This is a genomic window from Lentzea sp. NPDC055074 (genome assembly GCF_053608005.1).
Genome location: NZ_JBSGUQ010000018.1, coordinates 49,883 through 70,701, shown reverse-complemented (window position 1 = coordinate 70,701; position 20,819 = coordinate 49,883). Strand labels below are relative to the sequence as shown.

Sequence of the window (20,819 nt, the reverse complement as noted above, 5' to 3'; positions counted from 1 at the left end):
GTGCCGGACAGTGCGAGAGATCCGTTCGACTTCCCGAGGAGCTGGGAGGCCGACGTCGTCCTGAGCGACGGCGGCACCGTGCACCTCCGTCCCATCACGCCGGACGACGCCGAGAAACTGCGCGAGTTCCACGGGCGGCTGTCGGAACGGACGCGGTACTTCCGGTACTTCGGGCCGTACCCGCGGATCCCGCAGCGCGACCTCGAACGGTTCAGCACCGTCGACCACCACGACCGGGTGGCTCTCATCGCGTTGCTGGGCGACGAGATCGTCGCTGTCGGCCGGTTCGACCGGCTGCGCGGCGAGGGCCATCGCGGGGACAGCGCCGAGGTCGCGTTCGTCGTCGAGGACGGGCACCAGGGGCGCGGGCTGGGCAGCATCCTGCTCGAACACCTCGCCGCCGCGGCACGGGAGACCGGGCTCACTCGTTTCGAGGCCGAGGTGCTCGCCGAGAACGGGCAGATGGTGCGGGTGTTCCGCGACGCCGGCTACCAGGTCAGCAGGGCGTTCGAGGAGGGCGTGCTGCACCTGGAGTTCGCGATCGACCCCACTGACGAGTCCGTCGCCGTCGCCAGGGCCCGCGAGCAGGCCGCCGAGGCCCGCAGCGTGCACAACCTGCTGCATCCCCGCAGCGTCGCCGTCATCGGCGCGTCCACCGACCCGACCAAGATCGGGCACGCGGTCCTCAAGAACCTCCTCGAAGCCGACTTCAACGGACCCGTCTACCCCGTCAACGCCGAGCACCGGGCCGTCCGGGGCGTCCGCGCCTACCCGACCGTGCTCGACATCCCCGACGACGTCGACCTCGCCGTCGTCGCCGTGCCCGCCGCCAGCGTCGACGAGGTCATGGACGGGTGCCTCGCCAAGGGCGTCAAGGCGCTCGTCGTCGTCAGTTCGGGCTACGGCGAGACGGGACCTGACGGGCTGTCGGCCGAACGCAGGCTCGCGGCGGAAGCGAGAGCGCACGGCATGCGCGTCGTCGGTCCCAACGCACTGGGCGTGCTCAACCTCGACCCGAAGGTCCGCCTCAACGCGAGCCTCGCCCCCAAGCTGCCGCAACGGGGCCGCGCGGGCTTCTTCTGCCAGTCCGGCGCCCTCGGCACGGCCATCCTCGCCAACGCCGCGGGCTGGGGCCTCGGCCTGTCCACGTTCGTCTCGGCCGGCAACCGCGCCGACGTCTCCGGCAACGACATGCTGCAGTACTGGGAGACCGACCCCGCCACCGACGTCGTGCTGCTCTACCTGGAGTCGTTCGGCAACCCGCGCAAGTTCGCGCGGCTCGCGAGGAGGCTCGGCCGCACCAAGCCCATCGTCGCGGTGAAGTCCGGCCGGCACGCCGTCGCTCCCGGCCTCGCCGCCACCGCCGCCAAGGTCGACGAAACGAGCGTCCAGGCCCTGTTCGAGCAGGCAGGCGTCATCCGGGTCGACTCGCTGGCCCAGCTGTTCGACACCGCGCTCCTGCTCGCCCACCAGCCGCTGCCCACGGGCAAGCGCGTCGCCGTCGTCGGCAACTCCACGGCGATCGGCCTGCTCGCCGCCGACACGCTGCTCGCCCAGGACCTCGACCTGGCGGGCGACCCCGTCGACGTCGGCGCCCAGGCCACCCCGGAGGAGTTCGCGAAGGCCGTCCAGCAGGCCCTGGACCGCGACGACACCGACGCCCTCGTCGTCGTGTTCGTGCCCCCGATCGCGGTCCCCGGCGCCGCCTACGCCCGTGCGCTCAAGGAGGCCGCGCACCGCACGAAGCCGATCGTCTCCACGTTCCTCGCGGTCGAGGGCATCCCGGACGAGCTGAAGATGCCCGGCAAGGGCTCGATCCCCAGCTACGCCAGTCCCGAACGCGCCGTGCTCGCCCTGGCCCGCACGGTCCGCTACGCCCGCTGGCGGGCCGCACCGCAGGGCACCTTCGTGCGGCCCGAGGGCATCGACCTCGACCGGGCGAGGTCCATTGTGGACAGCCCGGCGAGCGAGGTCCGCCTCGACGACCGCAAGGCCGTCGAACTGCTGGAGTGCTACGGCATCGACGTCGTCCCGTTCCGCATCGCCTGCACCGAGCAGGAGGCCGTCGAGGCGGCGGACGAGCTCGGCTACCCCGTCGCCATGAAGGCCACCAGCGAACGCCTGCGCCACCGCACCGACCTCGTCGGCGTCCGCCTCGACGTCGCCCAGCGGGAGTCGGTCAGGGCCGCCTACCACGACCTCGCCGCGCTCTCCGGCAAACCGGGCGTGTACGTGCAACGCATGGCGCCCAAGGGAGTCAGCTGCGTCCTGGGCCTGCAGGACGACCCGAGCTTCGGCACGCTGGTCTGGTTCGGACTGTCCGGTCTCGTCAGCGACCTCCTCGGCGACCGGGCCTACCGGGCGGTACCCCTCACCGACGTCGACGCGGCGGAACTCGTTGCCGCACCGAAAGCAGCGCCTCTGCTCACCGGGTACCGGGGCGACGAACCCGCGGACCTGAAAGCACTTCAGGAACTGGTACTCCGTTTGGCGGCACTCGCTGAGGACCTTCCGGAGGTGCGTTCGCTCAAGCTCGAACCCGTTCTTGCTTCTGCCGCAGGAGCTTTCGTGAGCAGCGCGCGCATCGTCATCGGCCCTCCTCCGTCCCTGCACGACGCCGGTCCGCGCCGTTTGCGATGACCGCGTGACTGATGAGTTACCGCAACGATTCCGATGTTTCATTCGCGCGGAAGTATGGACATGCGTCCTGCCGCCGCTTAGGTTTCCCGCATCACCGGGCAGCGCCGACCAAGGTGCGCAGGCGCATGCCCGTGGAATAACCCTGAGTGGATGACCGCGGTAAGAGGGACGAATGACGCCGAGAGCACTTCTCCGCCTGGTCGCGGCAACATGCGCGGCCGTGCTCCTGCTGGCCTCGTGTGCGGGCGGCGGCGGGTCGGGCATGGCCAGCAAGGTCAGCTCGAGCGACCGCATGGTCATCGCCGTGTCCTACGACCAGCCGGGACTGTCGGTGCGCAGGCTCGACGGCAGCTACCGCGGGTTCGACGTCGACGTCGCCAAGTACATCGCGGGCGAGCTGGGCGTCTCCGAGCAGAACATCACCTGGAAGGAAGCGCAGCCGGGCAACCGCGAGACGCTCCTGACCAGCGGTGAGGCCGACATGGTCGTCTCCACCTACTCGATCACGGACAAGCGCAAGCAGATCGTCGACTTCGTCGGCCCGTACTTCGTCGCGGGCCAGGACCTGCTGGTGCGCATGAACGAGAGCCGCATCGACGGTCCGAAGTCGCTCAACTCCAGCCTCCGCCTGTGCTCGACCGCCGGCTCCACGTCCGCCGAGTACGTCCGCGACCAGTTCGCGAAGGACGTGAAGATGGTCGAGTACGCCAAGTTCAGCGACTGCGTCACGGCGCTGCTCGCGGAGAACGTCGACGCCGTCACCACCGACGACGTGCTGCTCGCGGGCTACGCCGCCCAGAACCCCGAGCTCCTGCGGGTCGTCGGCGACCCGTTCAGCAAGGAGGAGTACGGCGTCGGCCTGCACCGCGACGACCCGGGCAGCAAGGCCAAGGTCCAGGCCGCGATGCAGAAGATGATCGACACGGGTGCCTGGCGCAAGTCGCTCGAGCAGAACATCGGATCTTCCGGCTACAAGATCCCCGACCCGCCCAAGCTGGCCCCGTGATCACACGGGGCGTCACGTAGGCTCACGCCACGTGAACCGCGTCCCGCCGCACCGCGCTGATCGACCCGTTCGCGCGGGCATCCCAGAACACGGCCGAGTCCCGCGCTACTACGCGGTCAAGGCCGAGCTGTTCGACCTCGTCGAGAACCTCGGCGAAGGCACCGTCCTGCCGTCCGAACGCGAGCTCGCCGAACGGTTCTCCGTGTCGCGCGTCACGCTCCGCCAGGCCGTCAGCGAGCTCGTGCTCGAAGGCAAGCTCATCCGCCGCCAGGGCAGCGGCACGTTCGTCGCGCCGCCGAAGCTCGTCCAGCCGTTGTCGCTGGTCAGCTACACCGAGGGCATGCGCAGGCAGGGCGTCGAGCCGAACCGCACGGTCATCACGGTCGAGGAGCTCGGCGCCGACGAGGGCCTCGCCCGCGACCTGATGCTCGAACCCGGCGACCCGATCGTCCACCTCGAACGCGTCCTGCTCGCCGACGACGAGCGCATCGGCCTCGAGTCGACGTACCTCAGCCTGCGCCGCTTCCCGGACCTGCTGGAGAAGCTCGACCCCGCCGGCTCGCTCTACGCGTGCCTCACCGAACGGCTCGGCGTGCGTTTCGCCGAGGCCGAGGAACGCGTCGAGACGGTGCTCGCCACGCCCCGCGAGGCGCTGCTGATCGGCACGAACCCGGCGCTGCCCATGCTGTTGCTGCACCGCGTCTCCTACGACGTCGACGGGCACCCGATCGAACGCGCCCGGTCGCTCTACCGCGGTGACCGGTTCAGCTTCGTCGCGAGGCTGCACGCCGACCGCTAGTCCGATTCATTCGGAACGGAACACAACCGGCCCCGGAAGCGTCTGAAGATCATGGCGCTGGAACCGGAGATCGGGCTCGTCGGCAGGGACGACATCACCGCACTGGTGGAGTCCCTGGTGGAGCGCCGCGCGAGTCACCCCCTGCCGGTGATCGTCGCGTTCGGCCCCGGCGGCAGCGGCAAGACCTCGCTGCTCGACCACGTCCACCGCCGCTACCACGACGCGCCCACGGCCATGGTCGACCTCGACAAGGCCGGATCCCGTTCCTGCAAGGACATCCTCGACGTCGCCGCCGAGCAGCTGCGGTCCTACCAGCACGCCGAGTTCGGCCGAATGCGGTTGCCGCGCTACGACCTCGCCCGCCTCGCGCTGCATCCAGAAGCGGACACCGACCACACCGACGACCCGCACCACCGCGCCCGCGAGCTCGCGGCCAAGCAGATGACGCGGCTCGTCGCGGTCGCGGACGCCGCCGAGGTCGTCGAGATGCTGCCGCCCGCCCAAGGGCTCGGCAAGGTGCTGCGGCCGTTGCTGCTGTGGCTCATCGGACTCGCGGTCGTCGCGCCACGCCCGCTGCGCTGGCTGCTGGGCGGCCCGCGGGTCGCGAGTGCGTTGCGCTGGTTCGAGAACTACGCCGGACGCCCGAAGTTCGACGCCGCGCTCGTGCACATGTGGAACCTCCGCCGCGCCGGCGACACCCTCGCGATCGACCGCCTGCTCGTCGCCGCCTTCCTCGCCGACATCACCGCCGCCTACCGGTTCCGCCGCTACCGCAGGATGAACAGCCTCCTGCTGCTCGACGGCGCCGACCTGCTCGACGGCATCGACTCCTACCTGCCGCCGAAACGGCCACGGCCCTCCGCGCGGCCGACCGACTTCCTCAGCCTCCTCGCCGAACGACGTGCCGAGGAACCCCACGTGCCGCTGCTCGTCATTGCCACCAAGCAGTCCGCGCCCTCGTTGCCGGACAACGAGGTCTTCAAGCCGGTGCGTCTGGAGCCGTTCACGCTCGCGCAGACCCGGCAGTTCCTCGCGGAGTGGAACCGCACCCGCAACAGCACGGTCGAGTCCGAGGCGCTCGTGGAGGAGCTGCACGAGGTCACGCACGGCCACCCGCTCGCGGTGCGGCTCGCGATCCAGCTGGTGCAGTTCGTGTTCGCGCGCGACCAGGTGCTGCCGTCGGTGCGCTCGGTCTTCGACGAACGGCTGCCCGTCGACGAGACCACGACGTTCCAGGACGCCACGGTCGGCGACTACCTGCTTCTCCGCTTCTTCCAACGGATCCCGGGCACCGAGGAGATGCCCGAACGCGAGGCCGCGCGCGAGATCTTCGCCCGCCTCGCGGCCCCGCGCGTGCTCGACCGGCACGTGATCCGCGCCCTGCTGCCGCCGTCGTGGTCGGCAGAGAACATGCGGGCCCTGCTGGCACAGCTCAGCTTCGTCGGCCAGGACGGCGACAACTTCGTGCTGCACCCGTTGCTGCGCGACCTCCTCGCCCGCAGGCTTCGCGACGTCGCGCCGGACCAGCCGTTCTCGCACGCGAACGTCCACCGGTTGCTCAAGGACCGCTACGACAGCCTCGGGCAGCGCGAAGACGCGCTGTACCACGCACTCGCGCTCGGCCAAGTCCACCTCGTCGCGCATCGGCTGCGCCCGCACGTCGACGAACGCAGCGACCGCTGGATCGCCGAGCTCGCCGCCATCGCCGAGGCGCCGATGCCACCCGGCGAGGAACCGGAGCACCCCGAGGAGCCGCGCACGTGGTGGGAGCGCCTGAGAAGCGGCACCACGCGCAACCTGCACCGCCGCTACGACAGCGTGGTGCGCCCGGAGACGGGCCTGCTGGAGGACGCGGTGATCGCGACGTGGGAACTGCGTTCCCGCACCCGCACCGACCGCCCGACCGTCGAGATGTACGACCGGGTCCTGCGCGCCCATCAGGAGCTCGACGGTGCCGAGGAACGGCTGACCGCCTACCGGGCCATGAAACGCGCGCTCGAACACAACACTCCCGCGTCACCGCCTGTGTCGCTGCCGCGCCCGTCCACGGTCGGCAGGTTCCCGTATCCGCGGCGCTGGCCCGGCCGCAACTCGGTACGCCGTGTGGTCGCCTACCTCGTCGTGGTGCTGCTTGTGTTGTACGGCGCGGCTTTCTACCTCCAAAGCAGCACGAACTGCTTGCGTTACGGCGTTCTCGAACCCTCCGAGCTCGTCGCGGACCTCTCCGGCGCGCGCCTGCGACTGTCCAAGATGGACGGGGTGCAGTGCGTCGGCCTGAGCGAGAAGCCCGGCAGGTTCGCGTACGGCGACCCGGCCACGCAGAACAACGACGACGCCGAGGTCGAGGAGCTCGCGAAGCTCATCGCCGAGGAGAACGCCCGCGCCGCCAAGGTGAAGGACCGCTCGGTCATCACCATCGTCGTCGCCACCATGCTCAGCTCCGGTGAACGCGTGAAACGCGACCTGTCCGCCGGCGTGAACGAGCTGCGCGGCGCGTACCTCGCCCAGCGCGACTGGAACCAGCTCGACGGGCTCGGCCGCAACCCGTTGGTGCGTCTCGTTCTCGCGAACTTCGGCGGCGAGTCCAAGTACGCGGAGAAGGTCGCCGAGCAGATCCGCGCCTACGCCGAGCGCGACCCGTCGGTGATCGCCGTGACCGGGCTCGGCCAGAGCCGCGAGACCACCCAGTCCGCGCTCGCCGTGCTGGGCCCGTCCAAGGACCACCCGCGGGGAATCCCGATGGTCGGCTCGTCCCTGTCGTCGACGAACTTCAGCCAGAAGCCGTACTTCTTCCGCGTCGCCCCGGCCAACGACCGCCAGGCCCAGGTCGCCGCGCGCGTCATCGACCGCACCGAAGCGCTGCGAGGCCGCCCGATCCACCTCGTGCGCAGCCCCGGTGACGAGTACAGCTCGGATCTGGCCGAGCAGTACCAGGACGTCCTCGGGCCCGAACGGCACGACTACGACGAGACCGCCAGCGCCGTCACCACGCAGCTCGGTCAGGTCGTCACGGACATCTGCCAGAAGTCACCGAACCCGCTCATCCTCTACACGGGCCGCACCGCGGAGGTCGGCGGGCTGCTCACCGAGCTCAGCCACAGCAACTGCACCGACCCCGTCGTGTTCGGCGGGGACGACCTCACCCAGCTCGAGACGACGAACTTCACGGATCTGGAAGACATCAAACGATTCGCCGACGGCCGGCTCTACTTCACGACGTTCGCGTGGACGCCGGGCCGCGAACCGATTCCCCAGCCGACGCAACAGTTCTTCACCACGTACGAGGCCGCCCAGAAGAAGCACGCGCGGCGGGCATTCCTTTCGGGCCCCAACGGACACGTTCTGCTCGCCTACGACGCCGTCAGCGTCGTCGCGCGCCAGACCTCCGTTGGGGCGTCACGAGAAAACGTCTACGAGAAGCTGCGCACTTTGCGTGACTTCCCAGGCGCGTCCGGGAGGCTGACGTTCGACCGGACCGGCTCGAGCGGCACGTCCGGCGCGGACCCGGCCGACAAGCTCGTCGTGGCGCAGATCGTCAAGCTGGACAACGGTTTCCTCGTGTCCCGCTACGTCTCCCACGAGGGAACATGACCACCAGGTGAAGTGACTGCGGGTCACCGGACCCCGTGCGGGCGCAGGAAGATACCGCCCGTTCGCACTCGTTTCCCGTTCGAGCCGCGGAGGTACTGTTGTTGGCACGAACTTCAGGACGACCGCAACGGTGCGGTGGAGCGGGGGTGTGCCGTGTCCTTCAAGGCGGAGTTCCTCGCAGAACTCGAGGACTGTCTGCGCGGCTACGGCGCGGTCCCGGTGAGCAATCCCGACGCGCTGGCGTTGTTCATCGAGTTCGTTCGGGCCCTCCCGGCGAGCGACCAGAGGCTGCGGTGCCTCGAAGGCGTCGACCAGGGTTCCGGCTCGTTCTGGAACAACCCCGCGGTGTGGTGGGAGCAGGTGCCGAGGTTCGGGGCGGGACTGCCGCGGTGCGGATCGGCGGAGTGCCGCAAGCTGCTGGACGACATGCTCGACGAGGCCATCAGCGACGAGATCGACGTCCTCGAGATGGAGATCCGCGAACTTCCCAGCTAGTCCGGACATGCCTGCCGGCGCCGCCACCTGTTACGGCCACGGCGCCGGGGCTTCCAGCACTTATTTGACGGCGACCAGCGACTTGAAGAGTTCCCGATAGCGGTGGAGAGCCAGTCGCAGGTCCTCGGTCTGTGGATCACTGTTTCCCTCGAGCTGCTTGGTGAGGGAGCGGTGCCGTGTGTTCAGTTCCTCGATCGCGCGCGTGACGAGGTCGTCCGCCTTGCGGACGGCCGCCTTCGGGTCGTCGACGAACTCGTACTGCACGGCCTGCCACTCGTCCTCGAGCTTGCCGATCGACTGGTGGCCGGTGCGCTCGGAGTCGGTGCCGCGGTGCTCGGCGCGCTGGTGCTCGGTCCGCTGAGCGTCAGTCCGCTGACCTTCAGCGCGCTGTGCATCGGTCCGCTGTGCATCGGTCCGCTGTGCATCGGTGCGCTGGGCGTCGGTCCGCTGACCGTCTGCGCGCTGAGCGTCGGTGCGCTGCGCTTCGGTCCGCTGTGCTTCCACACGCTGCGCGTCAGTGCGCTGGGTGTCGGAGCGGTGAGCGTCGGTCCTCTGCGCCTCGGCCCGCTGGGCGTCGGAACGCTGTGAGTCCAAACGCTGGGCCTCGTCCGTGCGCTGCGCCTGCTGCGGCATGCGCTCGGTCTGCGGGGTGCGCTCGGCGTTCGTCCGGGCCGGGGTGGGAACCCCAGCGGCGTGACTCGGTGCCTCAGACATCGGTCTTCTCCTTCCGCACGGCTTCCCTGGTGTTCTTGCTCGGCGCCGATCCGTGTTCGAGCAGATCGGTGAACAGCTCGCGGTAGTGCACCATCGCGGTGCGCAGGTCCTCGGTGCTCGCCTCGCCGATCTCCTGGCGCTCCGAGATGTCGTGCGCCTTGCGGTAGTGCTCCAGCGTCTTGGCGTGCTCGACGGACAGAACGCTCAGCTGCGCCTCGTACCCCTCGGTGGGGTACCCGCGCTCGGCCATCAGATCCGTCACGAGGCGGTCGGCATCGGCGATGGCGCTCTCCGGCGAGTCGACGAACTTCGCCTGCACGGTCGCCCAGTGCCGGCGGTAGCTCTCCTGCGCCGTCGGGGAGAGCGGCTTCAGGTCGAACTCGCTGTGGCGGTGCTCGCGCTCGGCGAGCTCCTTCTCCGCGGCCGTTCTGCTGTCGCTCTCGGTGACCGCGCGGTCGTATTCAGGGCCGAAGCGGTCGCGAAGCTTCTTGCGCTGCATGGCGGGCCTCAGCACGAAGGCGAGGACGACCAGCACCAAGATAACCGCGACCACAACGCCGATGATGGCGCCCGTTGACATGGAAAACCTCCAAGACAGGCAAACTCTCTGGCTGTCCGGGAGGCTTTCCCGTTCACTCACAAGGGAAACATCAACCCTTGATACAAACCACCTGCTTGAGCTTCGCGACCACCTCGACCAGGTCGGACTGGTTCGCCATCACGGTGTCGATGTCCTTGTAGGCGCCCGGAATCTCGTCCACGACACCGGAGTCCTTGCGGCACTCGACACCACTTGTCTGGTCGGCGAGATCCTGCGTCGTGAACGTCTTGCGGGCCTTGTTGCGCGACATCCTGCGGCCGGCGCCGTGCGACGCCGACTCGAACGAGTCGGGGTTGCCGAGCCCGCGCACGATGTACGACCCGGTGCCCATGGAACCGGGGATGATGCCCAGCTCGCCCCGGCCCGCGCGGATCGCACCCTTGCGCGTGACCAGCACGTCCTCGCCGAAGTGGTTCTCCTCGGAGACGTAGTTGTGGTGCGCCGTGATCGGCTCCTCGAAGACGATCCGCGGGAACTCGGCGCGCAGCACGTCGCAGACCAGGCGCAGCATGACCGCGCGGTTGCGTCGCGCGTAGTCCTGAGCCCAGTACAGGTCGTGACGGTACGAGGCCATCTCGGGCGTGCCCGACAGGAACACGGCGAGGTCCGGGTCCGGCAGCTCGGCGTTGTGCGCGAGCGTGCGTGCCACCGCGATGTGGTGCTGCGCCAGCTCGTTGCCGATGCCCCGCGACCCGGAGTGCAGCATGACCCACACCTGCTGGTCGCCGTCCAGGCAGACCTCCAGGAAGTGGTTGCCACCGCCGAGCGTGCCCATCTGGTGCATCGCCTTGTCGGCGCGCGCCTTCACGACGGGAGTGAGGTCGTCGAACCTCCTCCAGAACGCGCCCCAGTCGGACGCGTCCCTCTCGGTGAACGCCGTCGCCTTGTGCTGGCCGAAACCGACGGGGACCACGGCCTCCATGCGGGACCGCAGACCGCGCAGCGTCGCCGGCAGGTCGCTCGCCGTGAGCGAGGTGCGCACGGCGGTCATGCCGCAGCCGATGTCCACACCGACGGCCGCGGGGGAGACGGCGTCGCGCAACGCGATCACCGAACCCACCGTGGCGCCCTTGCCGTAGTGCACGTCGGGCATGACCGCGATGTGCTTGAACGCCCACGGCAGCGAGGAGATGTTCTGCAGCTGCCGCATGGCGAACTCCTCGACCTCGTCCGGTCGAGTCCACATGCGAATGTCCACGTTCTGGCCGCGGACCAGGGTTGCTGCCATGCCGACGAGGTTAGGCGGCGCTTCGCCCGTTCGACAAAGGAGTTTCCGCGCCGACGAACTCCCACGCGCCCTTGCGCACCTTCGCCTTGCGGACGTCGCCGCCGATCTTCGTGACGAACGCGCGCACGGTCGGCAGATCGTCGACGGACGCGATGAGAATCGCCTTGCCCTGCAACGTGACGCTGCCGCCGCCGAGCTTCTCTCGTACGACGGCGTCGTCGAGGAGGCCTTCACGGACTTGCTGGGCGGTGACGCCGTCGACCTCGACCTGCACGGCGTCGACGGCGGGGGAGTTCGCGGGCAGGAAGCGGAACGTCAGCACTGCCTCCTGCCGGAACTGCTTCGCGATCACCGATGCGGTGTGCCGCAGGCTTTCCGCGCCGAGGGTGACGTCGAACTTGCGGGAGCGTTCGAACGTCGTCTGCTGGAGGTCGCTCGACCAGAACACGCCGTCGAGCAACGTCGACCGCGTGGTGTGGCCGCCGTTCGAGCGCACGATGCCGCGGACCTCGTGGTCGAACCGCACGAGCCGGTCCCGCAACCGGGGGTCGGCGGGGTCCGTGATGATCGCGGTGTTGTTCGTCGCGAAGATCTCCGGGCCCGGCAGCGGCGCGCCCGCCGCCGTGCCCGTGGAGACCGCGAACGCCAGTACCGACGTGACTGCCACGAGAAGATTTCGCATGGCGCACAACGTATTGGGCGAACCCGGCGAGCGCACCCCGTCCCACTCAGCGGGCGACCGCTCGCTTGTACTGGTGGTTGGCCAGCGGAACGAAGACCAGCAGGAAGATCACCACCCAGCCGAGCGAGGCGAGCACCGGGTGCTGCAACGGCCACACGTCCGGCGCCTGCTGCAGGGGAGAGGTGTTGCCGAACAGCTCGCGGGCGGCCAGCGTGACGGCCGAGACGGGGTTCCACTCGGCCACGTGGCGCAGGCCCGCCGGGAGGTTCTCCGACTGCACGAACGTGTTCGCGATGTAGGTGATCGGGAACAGGAAGATGAAGCTGGCGTTGTTGAACACCTCGGGACTGCGCACCAGCAGCCCGATCCACGCCATCGCCCACGAGAACGCGTAGGCGAACAGCAGCAGGATCCCGACGGCGGCGAGGGCCTCCAGCGGTGACGAGTGGATGCGCCAGCCGACGATCACGCCGGTGATCATCATGATGGCGATGACCAGCGCGTTGTTCACCAGGTCGGAGGTCGTGCGGCCGACCAGGACGGCCGAGCGGGCCATCGGCAGCGAGCGGAACCGGTCGATGATGCCCTTGGTCATGTCCTCGGCGAGACCGCTGCCGGTGATGGTGGCGCCGAACAGCACCGTCTGCGCGAAGATGCCCGCCATCAGGAACTCGCGGTAGTCCATGCCGGGGATCTGGATCGAGCCGCCGAACACGTACGCGAACAGCAGCACGAACATGATCGGCGCCGCGGTCGAGAACACGAGCAGGTCCGGCACCCGCTTGATCTTGATCAGGTTGCGCTTGGCGACGACCCCGCCGTCCGCAAGCGCTTGCAGCAGCTTCACTTCTCGTCCTCGCCTTCGGACTCGTCGCCCGCGTGGTGGCCGGTCAGGGTCAGGAACACGTCGTCGAGCGTCGGCCTGCGCAGCCCGATGTCGAGCACCTTCACCGACTCGGCGTCGAGGATCCGGATCGCCTCCATCAGCACCGCGGACCCGCCCGTGACCGGCACGGTGAGGTGGTGCTGGCGGTCGTCGGACCCGATCTGGCCGACGGCGAGGCCGGCGAGCGCGCTCCTCGCGGTGCCGAGCTCGGTCGACGTGGCCACGGACAGTTCGAGGCGCTCACCACCGACCTGGTCCTTGAGCTGGTCGGAGGTGCCCTCGGCGATCACCACGCCGCGGTCGATGACGGCGATCTGGTCGGCGAGCCGGTCGGCCTCCTCCAGGTACTGCGTGGTGAGCAGCACCGTCGTGCCGACCTTGACGAGCTCCTCGATCACGTCCCACATGCCGAGGCGCGACCGCGGGTCGAGGCCCGTCGTCGGTTCGTCGAGGAACAGCACCTCCGGCTTCGCGACGAGCGCGCCCGCGAGGTCGAGCCGGCGCCGCATGCCGCCGGAGTAGCCCTTCACCGGACGGTCCGCGGCGTCCTCCAGGTCGAACCGGGCGAGCAGCTCGCGGGCCCGCTCCCGGCTCCGGGCACGGCCCAGGTGGTAGAGCCTGCCGACCATGTCGAGGTTCTCGAACCCGGTGAGGTTGTCGTCGACGGCCGCGTACTGGCCGGAGAGACCGATCTTCCCGCGCAGCTCGTCCGCCCGCGTGCGCACGTCGAGCCCGGCGACGCGCGCCTGGCCCGCGTCGGCTTCGAGGAGGGTGGTGAACACCCGGACCGCCGTCGTCTTGCCCGCGCCGTTCGGCCCGAGCAGACCCGTGATGGTGCCCTCGGGGACGCGCAGGTCCAACCCGTCGAGCGCGACGACCTTCCCATAACGTTTGATCAGGCCTTCGGCCACGATCGCGTCTGTCATGCGGGCATCATGGCCGTCCGGTCCGACATTTTCGTCCCGTTTCCGGACGCACCCCGATGATTGACAGCCGCAGTGAACGTGAAAATACTTCAGCCATGGAGCGCGTGTGCGTCATCGGGGCGGGGTCGTCCGGCATCGCCGCATGTCAGGTGCTCGGTGCCCGCGGCATCGAGTTCGACTGCTTCGAGACCGGGTCGGAGATCGGCGGCAACTGGCGCTATCTCAACGACAACGGGATGTCCTCGGCCTACCGGTCGCTGCACATCAACACCTCGCGGCAGATGATGGAGTTCAAGTCCTTCCCCATGCCGTCGCACCTGCCCGCCTATCCGTCGCACTTCCAGATCGCCGAGTACTTCGACGACTTCGTGAAGCACCACGGGTTCCGCGACCGCATCCGGTTCCGGACCGAGGTCACCTCCGTGTCCGCCGCGCCGGGCGGTTACTCCGTGACGACGCGCGATCGCGACACCGGTGAGGAGACCTCGGCCGTCTACCGCTCGGTGATCGTCGCGAACGGGCACCACTGGTCGCCCCGGCTGCCCGAGCCCGCGTTCCCCGGCACGTTCGACGGCGAGCAGACGCACGCGCACTTCTACAAGACGCCCGAACGGTTCGCGGACAAGAAGGTGCTGGTCCTCGGCATCGGCAACTCCGCCTGCGACATCGCCGTCGAGTCGTCCCGCGTCTCGGCGCGCACGTTCCTGGCGATGCGCCGCGGCGCGCACATCATGCCGAAGTACCTCTTCGGCATGCCGACCGACCACCTGACGACCTCGCCGCTCGCCCGGTTCGCGCCGGCGTGGCTGCAGGCGCTGTCGCTGCGGGTGATGCTGCGCCTGGCCCGGGGCAAGCTCACCGACTACGGCCTGCCCGAACCGTCGCACGCCATCCTCGCCGCGCACCCGACCGTGTCCGACGACCTGCTGACGCGGCTCGGGCACGGCGACATCACCGTGAAGCCGAACGTCGAACGGCTCGACGGGTCCGGGGTCGTGTTCGCCGACGGGTCCCGCGAGGACGTCGACGTGATCGTCTATTGCACCGGTTACAAGGTGGAGTTCCCGTTTCTGGATCTCACGGAGTTCCCCGCGGTGTCCTCCGCCGACAACGAGATGTCGCTGTACCGCCGGGTCGTGGACCCGGCGCATCCCGGGCTGTACTTCCTCGGCCTGATCCAGCCACTGGGGGCGATCATGCCGCTGGCCGAGGCCCAGGCGGAGTGGATCGCCGACCTGGTCTCCGGCCGCGGCGCCCTGCCCCCGGTGCCGGAGATGAAGGCCGAGATCACGTCGTACCGGGAGAAGCTGCGGCGCCGGTACGTGAGGTCGAAGCGGCACACCCTGGAGGTCGACTTCCTCGGCTACCAGCGCGAGCTGCTTCAGGAACGCCGCGCGTGGGTACGGTCGGAGCGTGTCGTCTAGCGCTCAGGTGATCGTCCTCAACGGTGGGTCCAGCTCCGGCAAGTCGGGCATCGCGCGGTGCCTGCAGGCCGTGTTGCCGCAGGCCTGGCTGGCGATCGGCGTCGACACGCTGATCGACGTGATGCCCGCGCGGTTGCGGCTCGGGTCGGAGGGGATCGGGTTCCCAGAAGGAGACCTCGGCGGCGACGTCAGCGTCGGGGCCGAGTTCCGGCTGCTCGAGGACGCGTGGATGGCCGGCGTCGCCGCGATGGTCCGCGCCGGGGCACGGGTGATCGTGGACGACGTGTGCCTCGGCGGGGCCGAGTCGCGGCGGCGGTGGGAGACCGCGCTGGCCGGGTTCGACGTGCTGTGGGTCGGGGTGCGGTGCGACGCCGCCGTCGCCGCGGGACGGGAGCTCGCCCGTGGCGACCGGGTCGCCGGGATGGCCGAGGCGCAGGCCGAGCTGGTGCACCGCGGCATGAGCTACGACGTCGAGGTCGACACCGCGAAGGCCGAGGCGGTCGAGTGTGCACGGGTGATCGCCGCCCAGGTCGCCTAACGCCCCGCCGCCTGACAGCGGGTCATCAGGAAGCAGCCGAACCCGCTGCCGTGCGTGGGTTTCGCGAGCCGTTCGATCTCGAACGCCTCGCCGAACAACCGGTGCTCCTCGCCCGCGCCGAGACCGGGGAACCGGCCACCACGACGCTTCCACCACGGGATCTCGTCGTAGAAGCACCACATCAGGAACACCGAGCCGGGGTGCGACAGCCGGTGCACCGTCGCCGCCATGGCGTCCACCGCCGGTCCGCGCAGATCGTCCAGCACGCTGTAGTCGACGAGCAGGTCGAACGTCCCGGAGACGCCGGGGATCGAGGGGGCCGTCAGGTCACCGGGCAGCCACTCGACCGACAACGACGGCGGTGTCGCGCGCCGGGCCTTCTCCAGGCCGACGGGGGAGTGGTCCACGCCCGTCACGGCGAAACCGCGCTCTGCCAAGAAGATCGAGTTCGCCCCGCTGCCGCAGCCGAGGTCGATCGCGCGACCCGGCGGGATCCGTCCGGAGGTCACCAGCTCGACGAGCTCGGACCGCGCCCCGCCCTCCCAGGGCGCCCACGTCCGGTACATGAAGTCGTATGCGCGGCGACCGACCATTCCACGTCCTCCCAACGAAAAACGGGGCCACCGACATGATGTCAGCGGCCCCGTTCGTCCGGGAGACTCCTAGTGGACGCCCAGCACTCCGTCGATCCGGCGCGGGATGCCGAGCGGGTTCGCGTCCTGCAGCTCCGCGGGCAGCAACGCGTCCGGCCAGGACTGGTACGTCACCGGCGCGATCCAGCGGCGGATCGACGTGGCACCCACTGACGTGTGCAGCGGGTTCGTCGTCGACGGCCACGGGCCACCGTGGTGCTGGCCCCACGCCACGGCGACACCGGTCGGCCAGGCGTTGAAGATGATCCGGCCCGCCACGCGCCGCAGGATCTCGGCGACGTCACCGGCCTCCGCGTGGTCCGACTCGGCGGCGTGCACCGTGCCGGTCAGCGTGCCGGGCAGCTTCGCGAGCACCGAGTGCAGCTCCGCCGGCGACGAGTACGTCACGACGAGCGCGGCCGGGCCGAAGTGCTCCTCGGTCAGCTTCTCGAGGTTCTCCTCGAACACCTTCACCGACGTGCTGAACAGCAGCGGTGCCACGGCCCACGCCTCGTCCGGGCGGGTACCCGTGGACACCACGGAGACGAGGTCCGACGCCGCCAGCGCGTCCGTGCCCGCCTTGTAGGAGTCGCACATCCGCTCGTTCAGCATCGCGCCACCGGACGACGCGGCGACCGCCTCGCCCAGCGCGGGCACGATCGACTCCGGCGCGAACACCAGTCCGGGGTTCGTGCAGAACTGCCCGACGCCCATCACCAGCGACTGCGCGAAGCCCGCGGCGATCTCCGGGGTCGCCGCGCCGGGCAGGATCACCGTCGGGTTCACGCTGCCGAGCTCGCCGTAGAACGGGATCGGGTCCGGACGGCCCTGCGCCAGGTCGAACAACGCCCGGCCGCCACCGGTCGAGCCGGTGAACCCGACCGCGCGCACCGCGGAGTGCTTCACCAGCGCGACACCGGACTCGGTGCCGTACACGATCCCGAACACGCCCTCGGGCGCACCGGCCTCGCGCAGCGCGTCGATCACCACGCGCGCGGTCTCCCGCGACGTCGACGGGTGGGCCGAATGTGCCTTCACCACAACGGAACAGCCGGACGCCAGCGCCGACGCCGTGTCACCACCGGCGACCGAGAACGCGAACGGGAAGTTCGACGCGGAGAACACCGCGACCGTCCCCAGAGGACGGAGCACGCGCCGCAGCACCGGCCGCGGCGGGATGATGTCCGGGTTCGCCGTGTCCAGGGTGGCCTCGACGTAGCTGCCCTCGCGCAGCACCTCGCCGAACAGCCGCAGCTGGTTCGTCGTGCGCTTGAGCTCGGTCGTCAGCCGCGGCACGCCCAGCGCCGTCTCGCTGTCCGCCGTCTCGACGAGCAGCGCCGACTCGGCGTCCAGCGCGTCCGCGACCTTCTCCAGCACCACGGCACGATCCGCCGCCGGAACGACCGACCACGCCGAGAACGCGGTGGCCGCGGCGGTCGCGATGCGGTCCACCTCGCTGTCGGGGGTCTTCGCGACCGGTTCGCCGTACGGCTCACCGGTCCGCGGGTTGTAGCCCTGCACGCCGTGGCTCAACGCCCTGCCTCCTTGACTGCCGTGTCGAAATCGGGGCCGCACCAGACCCCGCCCACGTACCTCGCCGCGGGCGACGAGGGGTCGAGCTCACCGTGCTGCTCCAGCACCGCGGCCGCGTACACCTCGGAGTCGTCCCGCGGCTCGTAACCGAGAGCGCGGGCCTCGTCGAGCGAGAACCAGCCGCGCTTGTTGTCCGAGACACCCCACACCACGCGGAAACCCGGTGACGGGGTGGAAAGACACGCCTCGAACAGGCGTGCGCCGTCGTCCGGTGACATCCACGTCGACAGCATCCGCACGTCCTTCGGCTTCTCGAAGCACGAACCGATGCGGATCGCGATCACGTCCATGCCGTAGCGGTCGGCGTACAGCGAGCCGAGCGCTTCCAACGCCACCTTGGACACACCGTAGTAGGTATCCGGGCGGGGGAACGCGTAATCACCGGCCTCGCCGTCGGCCCGTTCGAGGTACCCGACGGCGTGGTTCGAGCTGGCCAGGATCACGCGGCGGACGCCGGCACGCCGTGCGGCCTCCAGCACCGTGTGCGTGCCGTCGATGTTGACGCGCAGGATCTTGTCCCACGACTCCTCGAGGCTGTGGCCACCGAGGTGGATCACCGCGTCGACGTCCTTCGACGCCGCCTCCATCGCGGCCATGTCGGTCACCGAGGCCTCGACGAGCTCGACGTTCTCGCCGTCGGCGGCCGCGGGAAGCTCCGCGATGTCCAGCAGCCGCAGGAGACGGCCTTCCGCGGCGAGACGGGAACGCATCAGCGTTCCCACCCCGCCACCGGCGCCGGTGATCAGGATGCGTGCGGTCACGGGTGGGAACCCTCCGTCTTGATCAGGTTTGTCGGTGGAGATCAGCGGCCGAACTGGCGGAGGAGTTCGGTGATCGTCCTGGCGGCGTCGAGCAGGGCGGAGATGACCTGCCGCTCGTGCTCCGGGGTCAGCCTGCCCAGCGGGACCGAGCAGCTCATCGCGTCCAGGACGGGGTTGCGGTAGGGCAGTGCCACGGCGAAGCAGCCCAGGCCGGGGGTGTTCTCCTCGCGTTCGTGGGCGTACCCGACGTTGCGGAACCCGGCGAGCTGCTCGTGCAGCGCTGCCCGTTCGATCACGGTGTTGGGGGTCAGCGGCGCCAGCACGTCGGGGAGGATCAGGTCGACCTCCTCCGGGGTGCGCGTCGAGAGCACGGCCTTGCCGAGCGACGTGGAGTGCGCGGGCAGCCGGCGGCCGACGCGCGAGACGACGCGCAGGTGGTGCTCGGACTCGCGGCTCGCCAGGTAGACGACGTCCCCACCGTCCAAACGGGCAAGGTGCACGGTCTCGTTGATGTCCTGGCGGACCTGCTCCATCACGCGGATCGCCGCCCGCACAACGGGGTCGTGGTCCAAATAGGACGTACCGACGAGCAGTGCGCGCACGCCGATGCCGTAGGTGCCCCGGTCCGAGTCGACCTCCACCCAGCCGCGCGCCACGAGGGTCTGCAACAGCATGTAGAGGCTGGACTTGGGGTAGCTGAGCTCGCGGTGCAGCTCGGTCAGCGTCAGTCTGCGGTCTGACGCGGACAGCACTTCGAGCAGCTCCACCGTGCGGTCGGCGGACTTCACCGCGCCCGGGCGGGCTGTGCCCTTGTCGATCGGCGACGCCACCTGACCTCCTCGAAACAGTTAAGCAACTTGCCCTTGACACGTTGCTGTGCTGATTCTTACAGTCCTGCAGCAGGTTCACAAGTACGACCCAGGTTCACATATCTGAACGCGAAGGGCTTCGACGATGCGCCGTAGAACTGCCACAACACTCGCCACGCTCGGCGTGGCCGCGCTGCTCGCGGGATGCGGCAGCGGTGGCAGCACGACGGCGTCGAGCAAGGACCCGAACAAGCCTCTGGAGGTGTGGACCCGCTCCACCGAGGCCACCGCGAAGGTCTACGAGAAGATCTTCAAGTCGTTCACCGAGAAGACGGGCGTGCAGGTCGACTACAAGCCGATCTTCAACGACTTCGACAAGCAGGTGCAGCAGCGCGCCGCGTCGAAGGACCTCCCCGACGTCGTCATCACCGACACCGGCTCGCTCGGCAACTTCGTCAAGCAGGGCTGGACGACCGAGGTCGACCGCGACGCCGTCGCGGGCAGCGCCGACGTCGTCGACCGCGCGTGGAACAACGGGAAGGGCGCGGACGGCAAGTTCTACGCCATCCCCTACTCCACCCAGGCGATGGTCACGCTGATCCGCAAGGACTGGCGCGAGAAGCTCGGCAAGCCGATCCCCACCACGTGGGAGGAGCTCGACGACCTCGCGAAGGCGTTCACCTTCAACGACCCCGACGGCAACGGGCAGAACGACACCTACGGCATGCTCGTGCCGGGAACGACCGACCGCGGCTACCTCGCGTGGTGGGCGTCGAGCTACATCTGGCAGGGCGGCGGCGACATCCTCGAGGACGAGGGCGACGGCAAGTTCCGCGTCGGCATCGACTCGCCGGAGTCGACCAGGGCCGTCGACCGGCTGCGCAAGCTCTTCTGCGAGGACAAGGTCATGCAGCCCGGCTCGCTGACCCTCGGCACGAACGACGCGCACCCGCTGTTCGAGTCCGGCAAGAGCGGCATCTACCTCACCGGCCCGTACATGATCGGCCGCTTCGACAAGTCGGTCGGCAAGGACAAGTACGAGGTCATCGCGTCGCCGAAGGGCCCGGCCGGTGCCACGGTGCTCGGCGAGGGCGAGAACATCTACCAGATGGCCGGCTCCGCGAAGACCGCCGACCAGAAGCAGCTCGCCGAGTACCTGATCACGCCCGAGGCGCAGCAGGCCGGCATGAAGGGCGACCCGCAGCCGGTCGTGCGCCTGCCCGTCAACAAGACCGTCGACGTCAACGCGACGTACAAGGACCCGCGCTGGGCGACGGTGGCGGGCGTGTACTCCAGCGAGGCGCGGCCGTTCCCCAGCGTCCCGAACTTCGCGCCGTTCCGGCAGAAGACCTCGGAGACCCTCAACTCCATCTTCGCGAAGTGCCCCGCTGACTCCTCAGTCGAGCTGAAGGCGCTGGCGGAGTCGCTCAAGAAGGAACTCGAGAACCAGAAGGCGTCGAAGTGACGGCTGTTCGATCACTCGGCGACACCCGA

Annotated in this window: 18 protein-coding genes; 8 read left to right on the top strand and 10 right to left on the bottom strand. The window is 69.4% G+C overall.

Features of this window, described 5'->3' with window-relative positions; all coding sequences use genetic code 11:
• The 5 genes from ACWF7A_RS32960 to ACWF7A_RS32940 all read left to right on the top strand — a co-directional run bounded on the left by ACWF7A_RS32960 (position 1) and on the right by ACWF7A_RS32940 (position 8,531).
• Positions 1–2,640, top strand: a complete 2,640-nt coding sequence (locus tag ACWF7A_RS32960) for a bifunctional acetate--CoA ligase family protein/GNAT family N-acetyltransferase (RefSeq protein ID WP_452254412.1) — start codon at positions 1–3, stop codon at positions 2,638–2,640.
• 220 nt (positions 2,641–2,860) lie between these two features.
• Entirely contained in the window at positions 2,861–3,646 is a 786-nt protein-coding gene (locus ACWF7A_RS32955) for a glutamate ABC transporter substrate-binding protein (protein ID WP_452254411.1), read from the top strand.
• A 31-nt stretch (positions 3,647–3,677) separates the two neighbouring features.
• A complete protein-coding gene (locus ACWF7A_RS32950) occupies positions 3,678–4,445 on the top strand; it encodes a GntR family transcriptional regulator (RefSeq protein WP_452254410.1) in 768 nt (255 codons plus the stop codon).
• Positions 4,446–4,496: 51 nt separating this feature from the next.
• Positions 4,497–8,036 carry a hypothetical protein gene (locus ACWF7A_RS32945; protein WP_452254409.1) on the top strand — a complete coding sequence of 1,180 codons (3,540 nt, stop codon included), beginning with the start codon at positions 4,497–4,499 and terminating at the stop codon, positions 8,034–8,036.
• Between the two features lie 153 nt (positions 8,037–8,189).
• The gene (locus ACWF7A_RS32940; RefSeq protein ID WP_093599595.1) at positions 8,190–8,531 is read left to right on the top strand and encodes a hypothetical protein; all 342 of its coding nucleotides are present in this window, start codon (positions 8,190–8,192) and stop codon (positions 8,529–8,531) included.
• A 60-nt stretch (positions 8,532–8,591) separates the two neighbouring features.
• Here the strand turns inward: ACWF7A_RS32940 and ACWF7A_RS32935 are convergent, their stop codons facing one another.
• The 6 genes from ACWF7A_RS32935 to ACWF7A_RS32910 all read right to left on the bottom strand — a co-directional run bounded on the left by ACWF7A_RS32935 (position 8,592) and on the right by ACWF7A_RS32910 (position 13,568).
• Positions 8,592–9,245: a hypothetical protein gene (locus ACWF7A_RS32935; RefSeq protein ID WP_452254408.1), complete on the bottom strand. Its 654-nt coding sequence runs from the start codon at positions 9,243–9,245 to the stop codon at positions 8,592–8,594.
• A complete protein-coding gene (locus tag ACWF7A_RS32930; RefSeq protein WP_452254407.1) occupies positions 9,238–9,825 on the bottom strand; it encodes a hypothetical protein in 588 nt (195 codons plus the stop codon). The genes ACWF7A_RS32935 and ACWF7A_RS32930 overlap by 8 nt, the downstream gene beginning before the upstream one ends.
• 70 nt (positions 9,826–9,895) lie before the next feature.
• On the bottom strand, positions 9,896–11,074 hold the full coding sequence (locus ACWF7A_RS32925; RefSeq protein ID WP_452254406.1) for an RtcB family protein: 1,179 nt from the start codon (positions 11,072–11,074) through the stop codon (positions 9,896–9,898).
• Between the two features lie 10 nt (positions 11,075–11,084).
• Complete coding sequence (locus ACWF7A_RS32920) at positions 11,085–11,756, bottom strand: hypothetical protein (protein ID WP_452254405.1); 672 nt, start codon at positions 11,754–11,756, stop codon at positions 11,085–11,087.
• Between the two features lie 46 nt (positions 11,757–11,802).
• Complete coding sequence (locus tag ACWF7A_RS32915; protein ID WP_452254404.1) at positions 11,803–12,603, bottom strand: ABC transporter permease; 801 nt, start codon at positions 12,601–12,603, stop codon at positions 11,803–11,805.
• The gene (locus ACWF7A_RS32910) at positions 12,600–13,568 is read right to left on the bottom strand and encodes an ATP-binding cassette domain-containing protein (protein ID WP_452254403.1); all 969 of its coding nucleotides are present in this window, start codon (positions 13,566–13,568) and stop codon (positions 12,600–12,602) included. The genes ACWF7A_RS32915 and ACWF7A_RS32910 overlap by 4 nt, the downstream gene beginning before the upstream one ends.
• Before the next feature lie 95 nt (positions 13,569–13,663).
• Here ACWF7A_RS32910 and ACWF7A_RS32905 point away from each other — a divergent pair, with 95 nt between their 5' ends.
• Positions 13,664–14,992 carry an NAD(P)-binding domain-containing protein gene (locus ACWF7A_RS32905; protein ID WP_452254402.1) on the top strand — a complete coding sequence of 443 codons (1,329 nt, stop codon included), beginning with the start codon at positions 13,664–13,666 and terminating at the stop codon, positions 14,990–14,992.
• Positions 14,982–15,530, top strand: coding sequence for a chloramphenicol phosphotransferase CPT (cpt, locus tag ACWF7A_RS32900; protein WP_452254401.1), 549 nt, complete (start codon positions 14,982–14,984; stop codon positions 15,528–15,530). The genes ACWF7A_RS32905 and cpt overlap by 11 nt, the downstream gene beginning before the upstream one ends.
• Here cpt and ACWF7A_RS32895 read toward each other — a convergent pair.
• The 4 genes from ACWF7A_RS32895 to ACWF7A_RS32880 form a co-directional block, all read right to left on the bottom strand.
• Positions 15,527–16,123 (bottom strand): class I SAM-dependent methyltransferase, encoded by a 597-nt coding sequence (locus ACWF7A_RS32895; RefSeq protein WP_452254400.1) that lies wholly within the window; start codon positions 16,121–16,123, stop codon positions 15,527–15,529. The genes cpt and ACWF7A_RS32895 overlap by 4 nt on opposite strands.
• 69 nt (positions 16,124–16,192) lie before the next feature.
• Positions 16,193–17,695, bottom strand: coding sequence for an aldehyde dehydrogenase (NADP(+)) (locus tag ACWF7A_RS32890; RefSeq protein ID WP_452254399.1), 1,503 nt, complete (start codon positions 17,693–17,695; stop codon positions 16,193–16,195).
• Positions 17,692–18,516 carry an NAD-dependent epimerase/dehydratase family protein gene (locus tag ACWF7A_RS32885; RefSeq protein ID WP_452254398.1) on the bottom strand — a complete coding sequence of 275 codons (825 nt, stop codon included), beginning with the start codon at positions 18,514–18,516 and terminating at the stop codon, positions 17,692–17,694. Before ACWF7A_RS32885 ends, ACWF7A_RS32890 begins: the two co-directional genes overlap by 4 nt.
• Positions 18,517–18,557: 41 nt before the next feature.
• A complete protein-coding gene (locus ACWF7A_RS32880) occupies positions 18,558–19,346 on the bottom strand; it encodes an IclR family transcriptional regulator (RefSeq protein ID WP_452254397.1) in 789 nt (262 codons plus the stop codon).
• Between the two features lie 124 nt (positions 19,347–19,470).
• On the opposite strand from ACWF7A_RS32880, the gene ACWF7A_RS32875 reads away from it, so the two are divergent.
• Positions 19,471–20,790 carry a sugar ABC transporter substrate-binding protein gene (locus ACWF7A_RS32875; protein ID WP_452254396.1) on the top strand — a complete coding sequence of 440 codons (1,320 nt, stop codon included), beginning with the start codon at positions 19,471–19,473 and terminating at the stop codon, positions 20,788–20,790.
• Positions 20,791–20,819: the final 29 nt, after the last annotated feature.

Coding starts and splice junctions, on each gene's coding strand:
- ACWF7A_RS32945 (WP_452254409.1), top strand. CDS start 4,497: ATGGCGCTGGAACCGGAGATCGGGCTCGTCGGCAGGGACGACATCACC.
- ACWF7A_RS32935 (WP_452254408.1), bottom strand. CDS start 9,245: ATGTCTGAGGCACCGAGTCACGCCGCTGGGGTTCCCACCCCGGCCCGG.
- ACWF7A_RS32930 (WP_452254407.1), bottom strand. CDS start 9,825: ATGTCAACGGGCGCCATCATCGGCGTTGTGGTCGCGGTTATCTTGGTG.
- ACWF7A_RS32925 (WP_452254406.1), bottom strand. CDS start 11,074: ATGGCAGCAACCCTGGTCCGCGGCCAGAACGTGGACATTCGCATGTGG.
- ACWF7A_RS32920 (WP_452254405.1), bottom strand. CDS start 11,756: ATGCGAAATCTTCTCGTGGCAGTCACGTCGGTACTGGCGTTCGCGGTC.
- ACWF7A_RS32910 (WP_452254403.1), bottom strand. CDS start 13,568: ATGACAGACGCGATCGTGGCCGAAGGCCTGATCAAACGTTATGGGAAG.
- ACWF7A_RS32905 (WP_452254402.1), top strand. CDS start 13,664: ATGGAGCGCGTGTGCGTCATCGGGGCGGGGTCGTCCGGCATCGCCGCA.
- ACWF7A_RS32895 (WP_452254400.1), bottom strand. CDS start 16,123: ATGGTCGGTCGCCGCGCATACGACTTCATGTACCGGACGTGGGCGCCC.
- ACWF7A_RS32875 (WP_452254396.1), top strand. CDS start 19,471: ATGCGCCGTAGAACTGCCACAACACTCGCCACGCTCGGCGTGGCCGCG.